Origin of the sequence: Planobispora longispora (genome assembly GCF_016863135.1) — a bacterium.
Classification (GTDB): domain Bacteria; phylum Actinomycetota; class Actinomycetes; order Streptosporangiales; family Streptosporangiaceae; genus Planobispora; species Planobispora longispora.
The window spans coordinates 93,730-112,466 of record NZ_BOOH01000037.1; the positions used below are offsets into that span (position 1 = coordinate 93,730).

20 protein-coding genes are annotated in these 18,737 nt (G+C 71.4%); 10 read left to right on the plus strand and 10 right to left on the minus strand.

All coding sequences use genetic code 11. The features are described from left to right. Nucleotides 1-277 precede the first annotated feature (277 nt). Nucleotides 278-1,837: a hypothetical protein gene (locus Plo01_RS22545; RefSeq protein WP_203892658.1), complete on the minus strand. Its 1,560-nt coding sequence runs from the start codon at nucleotides 1,835-1,837 to the stop codon at nucleotides 278-280. A gap of 224 nt (nucleotides 1,838-2,061) precedes the next feature. Here Plo01_RS22545 and Plo01_RS22550 point away from each other — a divergent pair, with 224 nt between their 5' ends. Then, complete coding sequence (locus tag Plo01_RS22550) at nucleotides 2,062-2,580, plus strand: hypothetical protein (protein ID WP_203892659.1); 519 nt, start codon at nucleotides 2,062-2,064, stop codon at nucleotides 2,578-2,580. Between the two features lie 86 nt (nucleotides 2,581-2,666). Here Plo01_RS22550 and Plo01_RS22555 read toward each other — a convergent pair whose 3' ends face one another. Next, nucleotides 2,667-3,845, minus strand: a complete 1,179-nt coding sequence (locus Plo01_RS22555) for a winged helix DNA-binding domain-containing protein (RefSeq protein ID WP_203892660.1) — start codon at nucleotides 3,843-3,845, stop codon at nucleotides 2,667-2,669. Nucleotides 3,846-4,059: 214 nt separating this feature from the next. On the opposite strand from Plo01_RS22555, the gene recD2 reads away from it, so the two are divergent. Beyond that, nucleotides 4,060-6,279, plus strand: a complete 2,220-nt coding sequence (gene recD2 / locus Plo01_RS22560) for an SF1B family DNA helicase RecD2 (protein ID WP_203892661.1) — start codon at nucleotides 4,060-4,062, stop codon at nucleotides 6,277-6,279. Between the two features lie 18 nt (nucleotides 6,280-6,297). On the opposite strand, the gene Plo01_RS22565 is transcribed toward recD2, so the two are convergent. Then, complete coding sequence (locus Plo01_RS22565) at nucleotides 6,298-6,480, minus strand: hypothetical protein (RefSeq protein WP_203892662.1); 183 nt, start codon at nucleotides 6,478-6,480, stop codon at nucleotides 6,298-6,300. Between the two features lie 354 nt (nucleotides 6,481-6,834). On the opposite strand from Plo01_RS22565, the gene Plo01_RS22570 reads away from it, so the two are divergent. Further along, nucleotides 6,835-8,016: a L,D-transpeptidase gene (locus tag Plo01_RS22570; protein ID WP_239316847.1), complete on the plus strand. Its 1,182-nt coding sequence runs from the start codon at nucleotides 6,835-6,837 to the stop codon at nucleotides 8,014-8,016. Nucleotides 8,017-8,300: 284 nt separating this feature from the next. Beyond that, nucleotides 8,301-9,062 (plus strand): MBL fold metallo-hydrolase, encoded by a 762-nt coding sequence (locus Plo01_RS22575; protein ID WP_203892663.1) that lies wholly within the window; start codon nucleotides 8,301-8,303, stop codon nucleotides 9,060-9,062. 28 nt (nucleotides 9,063-9,090) lie between these two features. Here Plo01_RS22575 and Plo01_RS22580 read toward each other — a convergent pair whose 3' ends face one another. Both Plo01_RS22580 and Plo01_RS22585 read right to left on the minus strand, forming a co-directional pair. After that, complete coding sequence (locus Plo01_RS22580; protein ID WP_239316849.1) at nucleotides 9,091-9,882, minus strand: phytanoyl-CoA dioxygenase family protein; 792 nt, start codon at nucleotides 9,880-9,882, stop codon at nucleotides 9,091-9,093. Between the two features lie 124 nt (nucleotides 9,883-10,006). Then, nucleotides 10,007-10,963: a radical SAM protein gene (locus tag Plo01_RS22585; RefSeq protein ID WP_203892664.1), complete on the minus strand. Its 957-nt coding sequence runs from the start codon at nucleotides 10,961-10,963 to the stop codon at nucleotides 10,007-10,009. A 238-nt stretch (nucleotides 10,964-11,201) separates the two neighbouring features. On the opposite strand from Plo01_RS22585, the gene Plo01_RS22590 reads away from it, so the two are divergent. The 3 genes from Plo01_RS22590 (at nucleotide 11,202) to Plo01_RS22600 (ending at nucleotide 12,624) form a co-directional block, all read left to right on the plus strand. Next, nucleotides 11,202-11,528, plus strand: a complete 327-nt coding sequence (locus tag Plo01_RS22590) for a DMT family transporter (protein ID WP_203892665.1) — start codon at nucleotides 11,202-11,204, stop codon at nucleotides 11,526-11,528. 116 nt (nucleotides 11,529-11,644) lie between these two features. Next, nucleotides 11,645-12,205 (plus strand): GNAT family N-acetyltransferase, encoded by a 561-nt coding sequence (locus Plo01_RS22595; RefSeq protein WP_203892666.1) that lies wholly within the window; start codon nucleotides 11,645-11,647, stop codon nucleotides 12,203-12,205. 56 nt (nucleotides 12,206-12,261) lie between these two features. Further along, entirely contained in the window at nucleotides 12,262-12,624 is a 363-nt protein-coding gene (locus Plo01_RS22600; RefSeq protein ID WP_203892667.1) for a DUF952 domain-containing protein, read from the plus strand. A gap of 118 nt (nucleotides 12,625-12,742) precedes the next feature. On the opposite strand, the gene Plo01_RS22605 is transcribed toward Plo01_RS22600, so the two are convergent. The 5 genes from Plo01_RS22605 to Plo01_RS22625 all read right to left on the minus strand — a co-directional run bounded on the left by Plo01_RS22605 (nucleotide 12,743) and on the right by Plo01_RS22625 (nucleotide 15,863). Continuing rightward, the gene (locus Plo01_RS22605; RefSeq protein WP_203892668.1) at nucleotides 12,743-12,982 is read right to left on the minus strand and encodes a hypothetical protein; all 240 of its coding nucleotides are present in this window, start codon (nucleotides 12,980-12,982) and stop codon (nucleotides 12,743-12,745) included. Nucleotides 12,983-13,093: 111 nt separating this feature from the next. After that, entirely contained in the window at nucleotides 13,094-13,900 is an 807-nt protein-coding gene (locus Plo01_RS22610; RefSeq protein ID WP_203892669.1) for an ABC transporter permease, read from the minus strand. Between the two features lie 12 nt (nucleotides 13,901-13,912). Continuing rightward, on the minus strand, nucleotides 13,913-14,671 hold the full coding sequence (locus Plo01_RS22615) for an ABC transporter permease (RefSeq protein ID WP_203892670.1): 759 nt from the start codon (nucleotides 14,669-14,671) through the stop codon (nucleotides 13,913-13,915). Between the two features lie 2 nt (nucleotides 14,672-14,673). Then, entirely contained in the window at nucleotides 14,674-15,603 is a 930-nt protein-coding gene (locus tag Plo01_RS22620) for an ABC transporter ATP-binding protein (RefSeq protein ID WP_203892671.1), read from the minus strand. Nucleotides 15,604-15,662: 59 nt separating this feature from the next. Further along, on the minus strand, nucleotides 15,663-15,863 hold the full coding sequence (locus Plo01_RS22625; protein WP_203892672.1) for a DUF6203 family protein: 201 nt from the start codon (nucleotides 15,861-15,863) through the stop codon (nucleotides 15,663-15,665). Between the two features lie 194 nt (nucleotides 15,864-16,057). Between Plo01_RS22625 and Plo01_RS22630 the strand changes: the two genes are divergently transcribed. The 3 genes from Plo01_RS22630 to Plo01_RS22640 all read left to right on the plus strand — a co-directional run bounded on the left by Plo01_RS22630 (nucleotide 16,058) and on the right by Plo01_RS22640 (nucleotide 18,731). Next, nucleotides 16,058-16,471: a VOC family protein gene (locus Plo01_RS22630; protein ID WP_203892673.1), complete on the plus strand. Its 414-nt coding sequence runs from the start codon at nucleotides 16,058-16,060 to the stop codon at nucleotides 16,469-16,471. Nucleotides 16,472-16,633: 162 nt separating this feature from the next. Next, nucleotides 16,634-17,068: a pyridoxamine 5'-phosphate oxidase family protein gene (locus tag Plo01_RS22635; RefSeq protein ID WP_239316851.1), complete on the plus strand. Its 435-nt coding sequence runs from the start codon at nucleotides 16,634-16,636 to the stop codon at nucleotides 17,066-17,068. 295 nt (nucleotides 17,069-17,363) lie between these two features. Then, nucleotides 17,364-18,731, plus strand: a complete 1,368-nt coding sequence (locus tag Plo01_RS22640; protein WP_203892674.1) for a methyl-accepting chemotaxis protein — start codon at nucleotides 17,364-17,366, stop codon at nucleotides 18,729-18,731. The last annotated feature ends 6 nt before the right edge of the window (nucleotides 18,732-18,737 follow it).

The window sequence follows — 18,737 nt, forward strand, 5'->3', positions numbered from 1 at the left end:
GGGACGCGGAGGGGCGAGAAAAATCGCGCGAGCGCGCATGATGATCGTTCTTCTCCCACGTCGGCCCGGGACGGCACGGCGCCGCCCCGCCTCGTCGGCGACGGGTCGTTCCTCGTTCCGCCGACGGAACTCAGCTGAGGTGGAAGAACACGGTCATAGTCGGGGAGCTTAGAGTCCGCCGGGCCGCGCGCTCAACCGGATAATCCCGGTCCGAGGTCCGGGGGGTCGCGGCCGGCCCGGCGGGTGCTCTCAGCGAGCCGGGATCAGCGGACCGGGATCAGCGGACCGGGATCAGGTCGGGACCGACGACGTGGCCCTGGTGGGGGTGGGGGGCGTTCTGGTCGTGCCGGAAGTGCCCGGCGTACCAGACGACGACGTTGGTGCTGCTGACGCTCTCGCCGTTGACGAACCGGTCGAGCGCCGCCCGGTTGTCGCCGCCGGGGTTGCCGCCGTCGTACAGCTCGCTCGCCCGGCGGCGCAGGAACCACAGGTCGGCGATGCCGTAGGGGTCGGCGGTGTTGTCGTGCGGGCCGGGCACGATCCGGTAGCCGCGGCCGCTGGACTTGTCGGTGACCTGCCAGAACCGGGCCGGCGGGCGGCGCTTGCGGGTGGTCTCGCGCACGATCTGGGTGGCGACTGGGGCCTCGGCGGTGCCGTCGAACTGCTCGATCACGTCGTTGTCGGAGCCCTCGACGTCGAAGTCGAAGCGCCAGTAGACGTGGTGCCGGTGGCGCATGCAGGTGCGCGGGTTGCGCACCCCGGCGAAGCCGAAGCGCGGGCGGATCACGCCGTCGTCGGCCAGGCGCCACTCCGACACGTACCGGTACCAGCCCGCGGCGATCTCGCTGATGATCCGCACCTCGCCGCCGGCGTCGTGGAAGGCCACGCCCTGGAAATTGCCGGCGTCGTTGTCGGGCCGCTCCAGGATGGTCTTCGGCGCGCGCTCGCAGATCCGCCAGCCCCAGCCGACGGGGTCGGCGCCGGTGGCCGAGAAGCGGGTCTCCTCGTTCTGCCAGTCGCGGTAGGTGACGCCGTCCTCCTCGTACTGGACGTTGAGGATCGGCACGTGCGCCTGGCGGAAGACCAGTCTGCCCCGGTAGCGGACCTCGCGCAGCTCCACTCCGGAGCCGTCGCCGGGGTTCTGCGGCGCCGAGGCGCGGGGCCGTACCACGATCAGGTTCCACAGCTCGGCGCCGCCGTCGAGCACGCGCAGGCGCACCGCGTCCGGCCCGCCCCGGTCGCGCAGGCTGCCCACCGGCGTGGGCAGGCGCGACTCGCAGTCGTCGGGGTGGTCGGGGTGCATGGCGACGCTGACCCCGGCCGGGGACCAGTCGACGGTGCGCGCGCCCACGTCCACCGCGACGATGCGGTGCTTGACGGGCCCGCCGGGGGTGTAGAGGCCCAGGGTGGGGCGGCGCGTGGTGGTGCCGTCGGGGTTCTCCAGGTCGGCCAGGGGCGGCATGGGCCGGTAGACGATGACGTCCTCACCGGCGGGGAAGCGCTCGTCGGCGCGCAGGATCTCCGCGGCGGCCTGCAGTTCCCCGGGGCCCGGGGTGGGCCGGTAGGCGCTGGGCACGACCTCGGCGTGCTCGGGGCGGCCGACGGCGCCGCGCAGTTCCACCGCCCGGTTGGAGACCGGGTCGAAGACGCTCGCCCGGAACGGCGCCCGCCCGTCCGGCTCGCGGCCCACGGTGACGGCCTCGCCCAGGATGAGGCGGTCGGCGTCGGCGGTCTCCAGATGCGCCAGTACGGCGGGGTGCGCCGCCGCCACCTGCCGTACCTGCTCGGCGGTCAGTCCCTGTTGCTCGACCGCCTCGATGATCACCTGTCTGGTCATGTCAGAACTCCCCGTTGTGCGTGTCGACGGCGCGCCGCTGCGGGATCTCCGGCGCATCCCGTTCCTATCCCGCCGTGATGATGTTGGGAAGATACGGAAATAACCGACTTTTCCGGCCTGAGGTGCTCGCGGGTTGCCCGCCGGGTGTGATCAGTGGGACGCAAGACGGTTCCAAGCGATCTCCTCTATCACTGGTGGCGAGACCAGCCGAGAGGGGATTTCGAATGCGTACGGTTACCCGCAGGCCGCTGCCGGCCGGGATGCTCGTGACGGCCCTGGCCGCCCTGCTCGTCGCGTTGTCCGCCGCGCCGGCCGTCGCCGGCCCGCTGACCGGCGCCGCGGCGGGGACGGCGCAGGACGGGCGGGCCGAGCGGGACAAGGAGTACGACTGGGGGACGATCAGGTCCGCCCGCGACCACTCCGGCCACGCCAAGGCCAGGGTGTGGGTGACCGGCTTCGGCGAGAGGCGTTTCCAGGTCTACGGCAGGCTCTACGACCTCGACCGCCACCCGGACCACTGCGCCTCCATCCGGGCCAGGTTCCACTACGTCAAGGGCGGGACCGGCTGGTCCCCGTACCGCCGGTACTGCGCCTCCTCCCGCTCGGACTACGCCGGCTACCTTCTGGAGTCCAGGGGCCTGATCACGCGGGTCGATCTCAGGATCTGCCTGTCCGACGGACTCAAGGGCCGGACGTCGTACTGTCGCACCGAGACCGTCCGGAACGAGGACTTCGCCTGGTGACAGGGTTTTCGGAGCGGCAGGACCTCGGAGCGGTGGGGCCCCGGGGTGACGGGCCGCCGGGGGCCGGGCTCGCGCGGCCCCCGGGTTCACGCGGCTGGCAGGAACTCCAGGTCGCGGACGCCGGCGAAGTCCATCAGGCGGCCCGCCTCCTCGGTCAGCTCGGTCCTGGCCCGTGCGGTGAGGGGGAGGAACGGCTGGACGGTCAGGCGGCCGGCGGCGAGCTTCCAGGTGCCGTGGACGGCGCCGTCGACGAGGATGGTCGCGGCGACCATCGCGCCGACGCACACGCGTCCGCGGTGCTCGTCGGTCATGATCCTGGTGCGGTCGGCGTAGGCGACCATCAGGTTGTCGAACTCGGGCAGGAAGCGCGCGGGGGCCGGTTCCCGCGGATCGGGTGGGGGCGGGGCGTCGGGCAGGTCGAACAGCTCCCGGCCGTGTTCGTCGCGGAAGGTCCGCAGGTCCATGCGGGCCACCACCTCGCGCAGCCGGGTCAGCCCCGACCAGGCCTGCACGTCCATGACTCCGGCGGGGCCGAAGGCCGCCAGGTAGCGGCGGATCATCCGCTCCAGCGCGGGTTGGTCCCCCGGTTCGCCCGGGCGCGGGGCGTCGTGCGGGGCGCCCTGAGCAGCGACGGCCGGGGACGCGGCCGCGGCGGGCCGGGCGTCGCCGGGGGAGGGGGCCTCCAGCGGCGCCCGCAGCCACTCTTCGGCCAGGGCGAAGGGGGTGGCGCCGCCCCTGCCCCAGGTTCCCTGCGGCGGGACGTGCACCAGCGGCAGCAGTGCCTGCGCCGACCAGCCCAGCGCCTCGGGGGGAACGCCGGGCCAGCGCTCGGCCAGCATCCGGCCCAGCTGCGGGCGGGTCAGGGTGCGCCCGGCCAGCAGCCCGCGGGCGGTGTCGGCGAGTTCGGCCAGGTCCACCCCGGCGGTGACCCGGCCGAAGGCGGCCTGCCGTCCGCGGTTCAGGACGGGCTGCATCAGGGGGCGCAGCCACCGGTAGTCGGCCGCGGTGACCAGGTGCAGGGTTCCGCGCAGCACCGAGGCGCGTACGGCCTGCCTGCCGTACAGCAGGCCGGTCAGGTCGTCCTGGGTGAAGCGGGAGAGCCGGGCCGCGAGCCCGAGGTAGGGGGCGTTCGCCGCCTGGGCCTGCAGGGCGGTCAGGTGCTCGACGGCGGCCAGGGGGGAGAGGTCGCTGCGGCGCAGCAGCAGCTGGCGCTGGAGGGTGATCCGGTTGAGGGCCGCGGGGGAGAGCGTGGGCGAGGTGGGCATGCCTTCACGGTGTCACCCAATGCGGAAGATTCTCTTCCGCATTCGCGGGCTTTCCTGGGGAGCTATTAATCTACAATGTAAAGGCGGCGGTTCTGTACAAAATCCATCCAGCACAGCAGAAAAAGCACCGAGGTGGGAAGGCGGCCTCCCGCAGGGTGCGGCGGTCGGAGCGCGGGCGGGGAGGTTGTCGGGGATCTGCGGCACAATACCCGCCATGACGACTCCGGAGGCGCAGCGTCCCCCTGGCACCGTGCTGGAAGCGGTGCTCGAACGCATCACCTACGCCAATGAGGAGACCGGTTACACCATCGCCCGGGTCGCCACGGAGCGGTCGGGGAGTGATTTGCTGACGGTGGTGGGGCCGCTGCTGGGGGCGCAGGTCGGTGAGTCGTTGCGGCTGACGGGGCGGTGGGGTTCGCATCCGCGGTACGGCAGGCAGTTCGAGGTGTGGTCGTACACCACCGTGCTGCCGGCGACGGTTCAGGGCATCCAGCGGTATCTGGGTTCGGGGTTGATCAAGGGGATCGGGCCGAAGATGGCCGAGCGGATCGTGGATCATTTCGGGACCGACACGTTGGAGATCATCGAGACCGCTCCGGAGCGGTTGGTGGAGGTGCCGGGGCTGGGGCCGAAGCGGACGAAGATGATCGGGGTGGCGTGGGAGGAACAGAAGATCATCAAGGAGGTGATGATCTTTTTGCAGGGGGTGGGGGTGTCCACCTCGATCGCGGTGCGGATTTTCAAGCAGTACGGCGACGCCTCGATCTCGGTGGTGAAGAACGAGCCGTACCGGCTGGCCGACGACGTGTGGGGCATCGGGTTCAAGACCGCCGACACCATCGCGCAGGCGGTGGGCATTCCGCATGACAGTCCGGAGCGGGTCAAGGCGGGGTTGCGCTACACGTTGTCGCAGGGCGCCGACGACGGTCACTGCTATCTGCCGGCGCCGAATCTGATCGCCGACGCGGTGAAGATCCTGCAGGTCCCGGCGGAGCTGGTGGCTTCGTGCCTGGAGGAGCTGGTGGCCGAGGAGGGGGTGGTGCGGGAGGATCTCCCGGCGGGTGACAACACCATTCCGGCGATCTATCTGGTGCCGTTCCACCGGGCCGAGTTGTCGCTGGCGGGTTCGCTGCGTTCGCTGCTGAGGTCCTCTCATGACCGGATGGGCGTTTTCCAGTCGGTGGACTGGGATGTGGCGCTGGAGTGGTTGCGTGGCCGTACGGGCGCCGATCTGGCGCAGGAGCAGTCGCAGGCCGTACGGCTGGCGTTGACGGAGAAGGTCGCGGTGCTGACCGGTGGGCCGGGGTGCGGCAAGAGTTTCACGGTGCGTTCGATCGTGACGCTGGCCCGTGCGAAGAAGGCGAAGGTGATTCTGGCGGCGCCGACGGGGCGGGCGGCGAAGCGGCTGGCGGAGCTGACCGGTCATGAGGCGACGACGGTGCACCGGTTGCTGCAGTTGCGTCCGGGGGGTGACGCCACCTTCGATCGGGACAATCCGCTGGAGGCGGATCTGGTGGTGGTGGACGAGGCGTCGATGCTGGATCTGTTGCTGGCCAACAAGCTGGTCAAGGCGGTCGCGCCGGGGGCGCACCTGTTGTTCGTGGGGGATGTCGACCAGTTGCCGTCGGTGGGGGCGGGGGAGGTGTTGCGGGATCTGCTGGCGGCGGAGGAGGAGATTCCGCGGGTGCGGCTGACGCACATCTTCCGGCAGGCGCAGGAGTCGGGGGTGGTCACCAACGCGCACCGGGTGAACACGGGTCTGCCGCCGGCGCTGGAGGGGATGAAGGACTTCTTCCTGTTCCCGTGCGAGGAGCCGGAGGAGATCGCGGCGCTGACGGTGGACGTGGTGGCCAACCGCATTCCCCGTAAGTTCGGTCTGGACGCCCGGCGTGATGTGCAGGTGCTGGCGCCGATGCATCGGGGCGCGGCGGGGGCGGGCAATCTGAATCTCCTGTTGCAGGAGGCGTTGACGCCTTCCCGGGAGGGGTTGCCGGAGCGGCGTTACGGCGGGCGGGTCTTCCGGATCGGTGACAAGGTGACTCAGTTGCGCAACAACTATGACAAGGGTGCGGCGGGGGTGTTCAACGGGACGGTGGGCGTGGTGGTCGACGTCCGGCCTGATGATCACAAGTTGGTGGTGCGCACCGATGAGGACGAGGACGTCGACTACTCCTTCGACGAGTTGGATGAGCTGGCGCACGCGTACGCGGTGTCGATTCACCGTTCCCAGGGCAGTGAGTATCCGGCGGTGGTGATCCCGCTGGCGACCAGCGCGTGGATGATGCTTCAGCGCAATCTGCTGTATACGGCCATCACGCGGGCGAAGAAGCTCGTGGTGATCGTGGGTTCGCGCCGGGCGCTGGGGCAGGCGGTGCGCACGCGGGGTGCGGGGCGCCGGCACACGAGTCTGACTCATCGGCTGCGGCAGGGCTGAGGCGGGGCGTCGGCCGCCTCAGTTGAGGATGTAGGTCTTCTTGCTGGAGATCTTCGGGCCGGGGGTGAGGTTCAGCTGCCCTACCGGTCCGTTCTCGGCGGGGTGGATGGTGATCCCTGGGCGCTGCACGTAGGCGTGGAACGCCTCAGCGGCGAACTCCGTTGATCCCCATGTGCCCGAGTGTCTCCTCGCGGCCCTCATCGAGGAAGGCTGTCGTCGGGTGGGTGGGGACGGTCGGCCTGCGGGGCGGTCCTGCGGGGTTTCGGTCGCTGCGGGAGGGTGTCCGCAACCCGGGGGGCTTTCGTCGCCGGGGCGGGTCGCGGCGGCCGGGTGGAGGTCTGTGCGGTACGGCGGGAGCCGTTCGGGGGCGTCATTGACACGCCACTACCAGGTTCACTCATTGTCGGCACGCGGCTGACCGGGAGGAGTTATGTAAATGTGACATAACTTGGTTGAACCCGGGGCATGGCACACGCATCTCCTATTAGTGTTTTTGGACGAGTTTGCACAGTGGGGGAGAGGTTTGTGCTGAACGTTGAGAGCCGACGACTGAGGATGCCTTTGGCCGGTCTGGCCGTGGTGACCGTCGCCATGTTGACCGCCTCTTGCTCCGACGAACCGGCAGGGACGCCCTCCGCCGCCACCGGGGACACGGCGAAGGAGGCCCAGGCGACTCCCGCCGCGCCGGTCATAAAGATCAGCCCTGCGGAGGGCAGCTCCACCGTGCGCCCCGACAAGAAGGTCGTGGTCACCGCGGCGGGCGGACCGCTGGAGCAGGTCACCGTGGAGAGTGACGGCGAGCAGGTGGAGGGGGAGTTCGACGCGGGCCGTACCAAGTGGGTCTCCAAGGCCCCGCTCAAGCCCGCCAGTGACTACACCGTCTCGGCGCGCGCTGCCGGCGGCACCACCGCCAGCAGCTCCTTCACCACGCTCAAGCCGGAGGTGGAGCTGGCCGTGGCCGACGTGACCCCGGCCCTGAAGGGGGAGAAGGTCGGCGTCGGATCGCCGATCATCGTGATCTTCAACAACCCGATCCCCTCCAAGGCGGGCAAGGCCAACGTCGAGCGGGCCCTGGAGGTCACCGCCGAGAAGCCCGCCGAGGGCGCGTGGCGGTGGATCGACGACAAGACCGTCATCTACCGGACCGCCAAGTACTGGAAGGCCCACCAGAAGGTCACCTTCACCGCCCACCTCGAAGGGGTGCAGGGCGGCAAGAACATGTACGGGGTCAAGGACTTCACCAAGACCATCAGGATCGGCGCGTCCCAGATCTCCTACATCGACACCCGCAAGCACAACATGATCGTCAAGCGCGACGGGAAGGTGGTCAAGAAGATGCTCATCAGCGCGGGCATGGCCACCACCCGCGCCTACACCACCACCAGCGGCGTCCACCTGGCGATGGGCAAGTCCAACCCCGAGCGGATGATCTCTCCGGGCTTCCCGAAGGGCCACCCGGAGTACTACGACGTCATGATCAACCACGCCGTGCGGTTCTCCAACAGCGGCGAGTACGTCCACGCCAAGAACAACGTCTGGGCCCAGGGGCGCCGCAACGTCAGCCACGGCTGCATCAACGCCCGTCCCGACCAGGCCAAGTGGTTCTACGACACCGTCCAGCGCGGCGACGTGATCATCATCAAGGGGACCGACCGCGAGGTGGAGTGGAACAACGGCTGGAGCTACTGGCAGCTGTCGTTCAACGAGTGGAAGAAGGGCAGCGCCCTGGACACGTGACCCGGCCGATCACGGGTCCGCCCCGGGGTGCGTGACCCGGTCGGAGGGGGATGGGCGTGAGGGCGCGCGACGGGAGGCGATCTCCCGCCACGCGTCCCGGCGCCCTCGCGCGGCGGACCGCCGGAGCCCAGAGCTCCACGGGCCACGGGGCGCCGGTCACGGGCTCGGCGGGTTCCGGGGCGCCGTGGGCTCCACGGGTCGCAGGGGTTCCCGCGCCGGGTTTCGCGGCGTGACCCCGGTCACACCCTCTGGATGCCCGGCCGGCCACCCGTCAGTATGTGCTGGTGAAGATCCACCATCTCAACTGCGGGACGATGCGGCCTCCGGCCGCGCCCCGCATGGTCGCCCACTGCCTGCTCCTGGAGACCGGCCGCGACCTCGTGCTGGTCGACACCGGCTTCGCCGTCGGCGAGGACAACCTGGACGCGAACTTCACGCGGCTGGTCCGCCCCGTCCTGGACCCGGCCGAGCCCGCCCTGCGCCAGATCCGGCGGCTCGGCCTCGACCCCGCCGACGTGCGCCACATCGTGCTGACGCATCTCGACCCCGACCACGCCGGCGGGCTGCGCGACTTCCCGCACGCCCGCGTCCACCTGCACGCCGCCGAACTGGCCGCCGCCACCGACCCGGCCGGCGCCGGCGAGCGCCGCCGCTACCGGCCCGCCCAGTGGGCCCACCGGCCCGACTGGGCCGCCTACGACGACGCCGGCGAGGATCTGCTCGGCCTGCGCGCCCGCCCTCTGGACGGGCTCGACGGCGTCGCGCTCGTCCCGCTGGCCGGCCACAGTCGCGGCCACTCCGGCGTCGCGGTGCAGACCGGAGAGGGCTGGCTGCTGCACGCCGGGGACGCCTACTACTTCCACGGTGAGCTCGCCACCCCGCCGTACTGCCCCATGCTGCTGCGCGCCGCCCAGCGCGCCGTCGCCGTCGACCACGCCCGGCGCCTGGCCAATCTGGCCCGGCTGCGGGAGCTGGCCGGCCAGATCGAGATCTTCAGCGCGCACGACGCCCTGGAACTGTCCCGCTACGAGCCCTCGACCGCCTGACGGCCGCGCCCGGCCGCTCCGCCGGTCCTCAGCCCGCCCGGCCGCTCGCCCGCAGGCCGAGCCGTACGGCCCGCTCCACCGGCGAGTAGTCGCCGTCGGGGCGGTCGAGCGCCAGCGGCTCCTTCAGCGGCAGCGCGGGCTGCGACATGAACCGCGGCCGCGTGCCGGTGTGCTCCCGGGCGGCGTGCACCAGGAACGGGTGGCACAGGAACACCTCGCCCGCCCGTCCCGTCGCGTGCGCCACCGGGCGGTGCGCGCTGGCGGCGTCCACCAGTGGGCCCAGTGTGAAGAACTCCGCGCCCTCCTCGCCGAACGGCTCCAGCACCCCGGGCACGTCCAGGTGCGAGCCGACCCGGATGCGGGTCGGCGCGTCGTCCGGCCCGACGTCGGAGAACAGGAACAGCATCAGCAGCGCCCGTCCCTGCGAGCGCAGATTGACGGCGTAGGTGCCGTCACCGCGGTCGATGCTGCCGTCGATGTGCCAGCCCCGGTCGTCGTCCGGCGGGTCGACGGGGAAGCGGATGGGGAACATGCCCACCTCGCGGCGGGGCGCCCACCGCCCGGGTCCCACCAGCGCGTCGAACGCCTCGTGCAGCCGGGGGGTGTTGGCCGCCCGGTCGAAGACCGGGTCGAAGCTCTCGTCGTAGGCCCACACCACCTGCTTGGTCCATCCCGACGGGTCGTCGGGGCTCAGCCCGATCTGCCGCCACAGGATCTCCCGGCCCCGCTCGGCCAGCTCGGACGGGAACGCGCCCTCGATCTTGACGAAGCCGTCGGAGACGAACCGTTCGACCATCTCGTGGTTGCCGACCTGATTCATAGGCCGCACGCTAGGCGGCAGTCGATCATCCTGTCGACCGGTTTTCTCCCGGACCGGCGGGGGCCGGGCGCCGATGCGGCGGAGAACGCTGAAAGAAGGACCCCGGGGCCCTACCGCGGCGCTCTCACAGCAGGGACAGCTGCCGGGAGGCCGCCGTGGCGGGGGCGGCGGAGGGCGGGCCGCAGTGCAGGCCATACCGGGCGGCCAGGGCCCGCACCTGCTCGGTGACGCGGGTCACGTAGCCGGGGTCGGCGTCGGGGCCCTTGCCGTACAGCTCTCCGTAGCGCGTGACCAGGCCGGGGTGGCGCTCGGCGAGCCAGGACATGTACCACTCCCGCGCGCCGGGCGGCAGGCGCAGCACCCGCGGGAGGAGGCCGGTCGCGCCCGCCCCGGCGATGCGGCGCACGGTGGCGGTCAGCTGGTCGGGGGAGTCGGTGAGCAGCGGCAGGATCGGCGCCATCGCCACCCCGCACGCCACCCCGCGTTCGGCCAGCGCGGCCACCAGCTCCAGGCGTTTCTGCGCGCTCGGCGCCCCCGGCTCGACCATGCGGCGGACCTGGTCGTCGACGAACGCCACCGACACCATCACGCTCGCCCCGCCCGTGGCGGCCAGCAGTTCGGCGTCGCGCAGCACCAGGGGGCTCTTGGTGTGCACGGTGAAGGCCGCCCCGGCCTCGCCCAGCGCGGTCACCAGGGGCGGCATCAGCCGGTAGATCTCCTCGGCGTGCTGGTAGCAGTCACCGGTCAGGCCCACCGCCACCGGCCCGCCGTCCCACTTGCGGCCCAGCTCGGCGCGGAGCCGCCGGACGATGTCGGTGCGGACGACGATCCGCGAGTCGAAGTCGGACCCGGAGTCCAGGCCCAGGTAGCGATGACCGCGCCGGGCGGTGCAGTAGCGGCACGCGTGGGCGCAGCCGCGGTACGGGCTCACCGCCCAGCCGCCGGGCACCGCCTCCAGTGCCGTGCGGGCCCGCACTTCGTAGCAGGTCAGCGCGCCGTGCACCCGGGTCACCGCGGTGCGCTCGATCCGCGGCCGGGCGTCGGGGACCTCGGGCAGCAACGCGGGGGAGTGCCATCCCATGCCGATCAGTGGAACACGCTTTCGACTCCGCCCGCAAGGGCTTCCCTGTTTTCCGGGCCGTCCCGGTCGTGCCGGGTGCCGGACCGCCACCCGTCAGGGTACCGACCCCCGCGGGTTCCCGGGCGCCGATCGCGCCGTCCGGGGGCGTGTCCGGGCCGGGGACCGCGCCTGCGTCGTGGAATGTCCGGCCTTCTACACTGGGAGCCGATACGAGAACTTTCGGGGGAGAACTCCATATATGGCCTGGTTGATGTTGGCAGGTGCGATCGTCGCGGAGATCATGGCCACCACCGCGCTCAAACTCAGCGACGGGTTCTCCCACAAGGGCTGGTCGCTGCTCGTGCTGGCGGGCTACGGCACCGCGTTCTTCCTGCTCGCCCAAGCCCTGAAACTCCACATGGAGGTCGGCACCGCCTACGCCGTCTGGTCCGGCGTGGGAACCGCCGCCATCGCCGCGATCGGCGTGCTGTTCCTCGGCGAGAGCGTCACCCCCGCCAAGATCGCCGGTATCGCCCTCATCATCGGCGGCGTGCTCGTGCTCAACCTCGCCGGAGGGGCCCACTGACCCGGCCGACGCCCGCCCGCCGCACCGTCCGCCGGCCACCGGCCGGTCCCGGCTCCGCCGCCCGGCCCGGGTTTATTCGATCGCCCGCCGCCTGCACGCTGTCCTAGGCTGGCCGGGTGCTGAAACCCTCCTACCCGATCCGGACCGAACGGCTCATCCTGCGGCCCTTCACCCCCGGTGACCTGGACGCCCTGCACGCCGTGCAATCCCTGCCCGAGGTCGCCCGCTACCTGTACTGGGAACCCCGCGACCGCGAGCAGGCCCGCGAGGCCCTGGAGACCAAGATCGCTCAGACCGCGCTGCTGGACGAGGGACAGACCCTGTCCCTGGCGGTGGAGGTCGCAGCCACCGGCGAGGTCATCGGCGACGGCCTGCTGTTCTGGCACAGCCGCACCCACCGCGCCGGGGAGATCGGCTACGTCCTGCACCCCGCCCACCACGGCAGGGGCTACGCCACCGAGACCGGCCGCGCCCTGCTCGAACTCGGCTTCGGCGGCCTGGACCTGCACCGCATCACCGGCCGCCTCGACGCCCGCAACACCGCCTCGGCCCGGGTGCTGGAACGCCTGGGCATGCGGCGCGAGGCCCACCTGGTGGAGAACGAGTGGGTCAAGGGCGAGTGGGCCGACGAAGTGGTCTACGCGATCCTGCAGCGCGAGTGGCGCAACCGCCGCTGATCCCCGCCGGGCGGCCCCGGGCGGCGCAGCCGTACAAAACGGGCACACTGGAGCGCATGACCATCCTGCACCTGGCCCTGACCGCCGACTGGGAGGCCGCCCGCGCGGCGGGGGAGTACCGCGTCTCCACACGGGGCCGCACCCTGGAGGAAGAGGGCTTCATCCACACCTGCGCCGACCGCGCCCAGCTCGACGGAGTCGTGCGCCGCTACTACCGCGGCGTCGCCGACCCGCTCACCCTGCTGACCGTCGACCCCGCCGGCCTGGACGTCCGCTTCGAGGCGCCCGCCGCGCCCTCCGCGTCCGCGGCCTCCGGCGGAGCCCCGGACGGCCAGGCGGGCCGGGAGACCTTCCCGCACGTGTACGGGCCCATCCCCGTCTCCGCCGTGATCTCCGCGGTCCCGTTCACCCTGCCGTGAACGCCCCCGACGCCCCGCCACGGACACCGCCCGGCGGCGTCCTGCTCTTCACCGGCTCTCTTCCCGGGCCCTTCACCGTATGATCCCGCACGACCCCGTGTGAGGCCGTCCCGGCCGGTCAGCCGGTGACCTCCTCGGCGGGCGGCGCGGTGATCGTGTGCGCGCCGCCCCACTCCCGGAAGCGGATGTCGAGCTCCATGACCAGGGCGTCCCCTCCCTCCGGCACGGCGATGACCATCGGGCCCGACGCCCGCACGCGGCGCGGCAGCCCGTCAGCCCCCATCCACAACGACCACGCGGTTTTTCCGTCGTAGGTCAGAGTGGCCGGGGCGACGTGCATGGGCAGGATGACGGGCATCCCGCACCGTCGAGCGCCGCGCGAACTCGCGCTGAAGCGCCGCGGCAGGACCGGAGGGAGTCGCGTCCGGCGCGTCGCCGCCCCGCACGGCGACGCGATCCGGGCCCCGCCTCAGACGCACAGCGTGCGCTGGATCCGCCGGGCCGCGAACGCCAGCCCCGCCACGGCCATCACCACCAGATACGCCGCGTGCCCCAGCAGCCCCCAGGACAGCTCGCCGATGGCCAGCCCCCGCACCAGCTCCACCGCGTGGAACAACGGCGTCACCGCGACCGCCACCTCGAACGCGGCCGGGTAGTCCTGCACCGGCGAGAACGTCCCGGAGAACAGGAACAGCGCGAACTGCCCGGTGGTGAGCATGTCGAAGTCCTGCCAGCCGCGCATCAGCGTGCTGATCGCCATGCCCACCGCGCCGAACGCCAGCCCCACCAGCAGCGTCGCCGGCAGAGCCGCCAGCGCCCACCCCGGAGAGGTCAGCCCCATCACCACCATCACCACCAGGAACGCCCCGGTGTAGACGGTGCTGCGCACCAGCGCCCACGCCAGCTCGCCCACCGCGATCTCGAACGGCTTCACCGGCGTCGCCAGGATCGCCTCGAAGGTCTTGGAGTACTTCATCTTGAAGAAGAAGTTGAAGGTGGTCTCCGCCAGCGCCCCCGACATCGCCGAGACCGCCAGCATCGCCGGGGCCACGAACACGGCGTACTCCACCGTCCGGCCGCCGGGCAGCACCAGGTCGCCGACCAGCGCCCCCACCCCGACGCCGATGGAGAACAGGTACAGCACCGGCTCGAAGAACCCCGACAGCAGGACCAGCCAGTAGGACGGGCCGCTGCGCAACGCCCCCACATTGCGGTTGATCACCGCGCCCACCCGGGAGGGGGAGATGCGGGCCACCGCCAGCATCGTGGTAACCATGCTCGCCGCCCTCTAGTCCTGAAGTCGCTTACGGAAGGCGAAGACCGCCCAGGCCAGCCCCGCCGCGGCGAACAGCAACAGGAACCCCGCGTGCACCGCGACCGGCCACGGGGGAGCGCCCCCCAGCGTCGCCGCCCGGCTCAGCTCCACCCCGTGCCACAACGGCGAGAGGTAGGCCAGCGGGCGGATCTGCCCGGGCAACTCCTCGACGGGGAAGAACACCCCCGCGAACAGCGTCGAGGGGATCATCACGAACCGGAACAGCAGCGCGAAGTAGCTGTCGTTGTCGATGCTCGCCGCGAACGCCGTCACCGGCGCCGCGGCGGCGACCGCCACCAGCGCCGCCACCAGCGGGGTCACCACCGCCCACGGGGACAGCAACGCCCCGAACAGGCCGGTGACCCCCAGGAACACCACCGCGGCGATCACCACGCGGAGCAGGACGTACAGCATCCAGCCGGCCACCATGTCGCGGATCCCGACCGGCGTGGCGCGCATCGCGTGATAGGCCCGCACCCACTTGAAGTCGCCCAGCACCGAGTAGGTCGACTCGCCGACCGCCATCTGGAACGCGGTGGAGGCCATCACGCCCGGCACGATCCACGCCAGGTAGGTCACACCGCCGATCTCGCCGACGTAGTTGCCGACCCCGATGCCGATGCTCACCAGGAACAGCACCGGCAGGATGAAGGAGGAGAACACCGAGGCCCGCCAGAGCCGCCGGTACAGGTGGAGGTGCCGCTCCAGAACGGCCACCGTCGGATGCGCCATCGTCAGTCCACCAGCGTCCGTCCGGTCAGGTGCAGGAACACATCCTCCAGGGAGGACCTGCGCACCAGCACGCTCGAGGGCGTCAGCCCGCGCCGGTGCACCTCGGCCACCGCCGCGTCACCGTCGTCGGCGTACAGCAGGATGCGGTCCGGCAGCGGGTCGACCCGCCCGATCCCCTCGAGCTTGCCCGCGTAGTCGGCCTCGTCGGGGAAACGCAGCTCCACCACCTCGGGCGTGGAGTAGGTCTCGATCAGCGAACGAGGCGACCCCTCGGCCGCGATCCGCCCGCCGTCCATCACCACCAGGCGATCGCACAGCTGCTCGGCCTCGTCCATGTAGTGCGTCGTCAGCACCAGCGTCGTACCCTGCTGCTTGAGCCGGAACAGCCGCTCCCACAGCAGGTGCCGCGCCTGCGGGTCCAGCCCCGTCGTCGGCTCGTCCAGCAGAACCAGCTCGGGCTCGTTCACCAGCGCCCGCGCGATCGTCAGCCGCCGCTTCATCCCGCCGGACAGCGGCTCCACCTGGCTGGCGGCCCTGTCCCGCAGCTGCACGAAGTCCAGCAGCTCCTCGGCCCGGCGCCGGGCCTCCGCCCGCGACAGCCCGAAATAGCGGGCGTAGGTCGTCAGGTTCTCCCGCACGTTGAGGTCGGGATCCAGGTTGTCCAGCTGCGGGCACACCCCCAGCCGCGCCCGGATGCGCGAGCCGTCGCGCACCGGGTCCATGCCCAGGATCCTCAGCTCACCGGCCGTCGGCATGGACACACAACCGATCATGCGCATCGTCGAGGACTTCCCGGCGCCGTTCGGCCCCAGGAACCCGAACGCCTCACCGGGCGCCACATCCAGGTCGATGCCGTCGACCGCGGTGAAGTCGCCGAAGCGTTTGACCAGGCCGCGCGCGTGGATAAGAGATTGGAGGGGTTGCTTGGACACGCCCGCGACCGTAACAGACGCCTCCGACAGTTCCGCAAACGGTTTTGCCCGCGCCGGATCTAACGCGCTCCCGCCCGGGGCCGGACCCTCAGGCGGGCCCTGCGCCGGCGGTCACCGTCGGCCGGCCCGGCCGTGGAGACGCCCGCCTGCGCGCGCCGCTTCCTGCGCCGCCCGAACCACCAGCCGATGCCCAGCAGGACCAGGCCCAGGGGAGTGCGCGACAACCACCGCACCACTACGACCTTGAAGAAGTTCCTCATGGCGTCTCCCCTGCCCGGTGAGGAGGTTCTCATGTCGGCCCGGCGCCCCGGAGCAGCCGGGGGACGCGTGAGGGCGGGGACGCCGCCCGGGAGGCGGGTGACCGAAGCGATCACGAATCGAGAAGCGCCGGGCACGGGACCGTTCATAGCGTGACCTCATGTGCACCATCCCTCGAGCACAAAGGAGACAGGACATGAAAGCGCACGTCAGCTCGATCCTTCTCGGCGTCCGGGACCTGGACAGGGCCAAGCGGTTCTACACCGAGGGACTCGGCTGGAAGGTCAAGGACGACTACGGCGTCTCGGTGTTCTTCGAATCGGACGGCGCCTCGCCCGTCGGCTTCTACGGCCGCGAAGGCCTGGCCGAGCAGGTGGGCACGAGTCCGGAAGGCAGCGGCTTCAGCGGGCTGGTCCTCACCTACGTCGTCCGCAGCGAGGCGCGGGTCGAGGAGATCATCGCGGAGGCCGGGAAGGCGGGCGCCACGATCCTCAAGCCCGCCGGCGCCCTGCCGTGGGGCGGGTACGGCGGCTCCTTCGCCGACCCGGACGGCTACATCTGGAGTCTCGGCTACAGCGCCCAGGGAACGGACCAGCCCTACGCGGAGTAGCCTCCGGCGAGGGCTCCTGCGGGGGAGTGATCCCTCCGGGGAAACGGGGGAGCGGCATCGGGCAGCGGGTCCGGCGCCGGCACGGGAGATCGCGCCGGCGCCGGACCCCCTTGGCGGCAGGCGGGGTGTCGTCCATGGTGGGGTCATGGGAGAGGAGTCGCGATGACCCTGGTGATGAGCGTGGCCGAACGGGAGGCCTTCCTGGCAGGCGTCCATGTGGGCGTCCTGAGCGTCGCCGACGAGGCAGGCCGGGCGCCGCTGGCGGTACCGGTCTGGTACCTGTACGAGCCCGGCGGTGACATCGCCTTCATCACCGCCCGCGACAGCCGCAAGCTGGAGCTGGTCCGCAAGGCGGGCCGGGTGAGCCTGGTGGCGCAGGACGAGGGGCTGCCCTACCGGTACGTCTCGGTGGAGGGCCCGGTCGTGGCGGTCCAGGACCCGGCGCCGCCGGAAGAGGGCAGAACGATGGCCGAGCGTTACCTGGGCCCCGAACTCGCCGTACGGTACCTGAAGGCCACGAAGGACGAGCGCGGCACCATGGTCCTGGTCCGCGTGCGCCCGGAGCGCTGGTACACCCGGGACTACACCGAGCGGTGAGCGGCCCGTACCCGGCTGGCACGGACGCCCCAGAAACGGCAATTTTAATCTACGTTGTAAAGGGCACGACTTATTTCAAAAACCCCAAAACGGACAAAAGACTCAGCGATGGGAGGAGCCGCAACCCATCGGCGGCGCACCACCGCCCACCGCCCCGGCGCAACCCCGAACAGCGCACAGACACCCGCCACACGAGAACCCGGCCACCGGGGGAGCGGCCCCCCCCGAAACGGCCGCCGACGACAACACCGCAGTTTTGACTCATGGCCGATCGGGCCCACCCGATAGAACCACCGTGAACCTCAGCCGCCCGCGTACCAACCTCCCCCTGGTGGGACTGGTGGTCCTCCTCGCCGTAGCGCTCGGCTCCCTGGCCCGGCAGCAGATCGCCGCCGCCGAGCCCGGGGGCGCGATCGCGCTGGGAGCGGTGCTCCTGCTCGCGGCGGCGCTACCGCTGGAACGCCGGGCAGCCCTCCGGCGAATCACGGATCTGCTGCGCACCACCGAGACCGTCATCGCCTCCGGCGACCGCACCTCGCGCCTGCGATCCGACGGCCCCGGCGACATCGGCGCCCTGGCCCGCGCCGTCAACACCCTGCTCGACACGATCGCCGCCCAGGACGCCGACCTGGACCGCGCCGCCGCCTCCAAGGAGGAACAGCTGCGCACCACGTACGCCGAACGGCGGCTCAACGAGCAGCAGGCCCGCCAGCGCGCCCAGGCAATGATCAACGACAGCATCGCGATCATCATGGGCGAACTCCGCATGGTGGCCGACAAAACCGACGAACTCCGTACCACCGCCGACACCATCGACGAGCGGGTCGGCGCCACCGACACCGTCGCCAACCGCCTCGCCGAACAGGCACGCAGAGCCAACGACGCCATCGAACAGCTCGAAGCGAGCCTGAGCAAAGTGGACGGGATCGCCCGCCTCATCTCGAACGTGGCCGCCCAGACCCACCTGCTCGCCCTCAACGCCACCATCGAGGCCGTCCGCGCGGGCGAAGCCGGCCAGGGCTTCAGCGTCGTCGCCGACGAAGTCAAAGACCTCGCCACCGCCACGACCCAGTCGACCGACGAGATCACCTCCATCGTCCGCTCCCTGGAGGAGAACACCCACGCCATGACCGGCGCCCTCAGCGAGATGACCGGCGGCGTCGGCAACCTCGGCGAGGCGACCGCCCAGGTCGGCGTCATGACCCGCCGGCAGCACTCCAGCGTCGACCTGCTCAAGGAGTACCTGGACCGGGCGATCCAGCGGATCTCGACCATGGTGCATCTGACCGAGCAGCTCGAACGGCGCAACGCCCCCCGCGCCCCCATCGGCGGAAGCACCCGCATCCACTCGGCCGGCCACGGGCACCCCGCCCAGATGCTCGACCTGAGCGAGTCCGGAGCCCACTTCTCCACCGACCGCGACGCACCCCTCAAGCAGGGCGACACCGTCACGGTCGACATCCCGCTGAACGGCGAGAGCCCCCTGACCCTGAACGCCGACATCGTCCACCGCAAGGTGCACGACGACACCGCCGAGATCGGCCTGCGCTTCCGGGACGTCGCCCCGGCCACGGCCGACCGCATCCACCGGCACGTCATGGCGGCGCTCACCCGGCAGAACGACCCCGCGGGACGACACGACGCACCGGGGGACACGCCCTGACCCGCG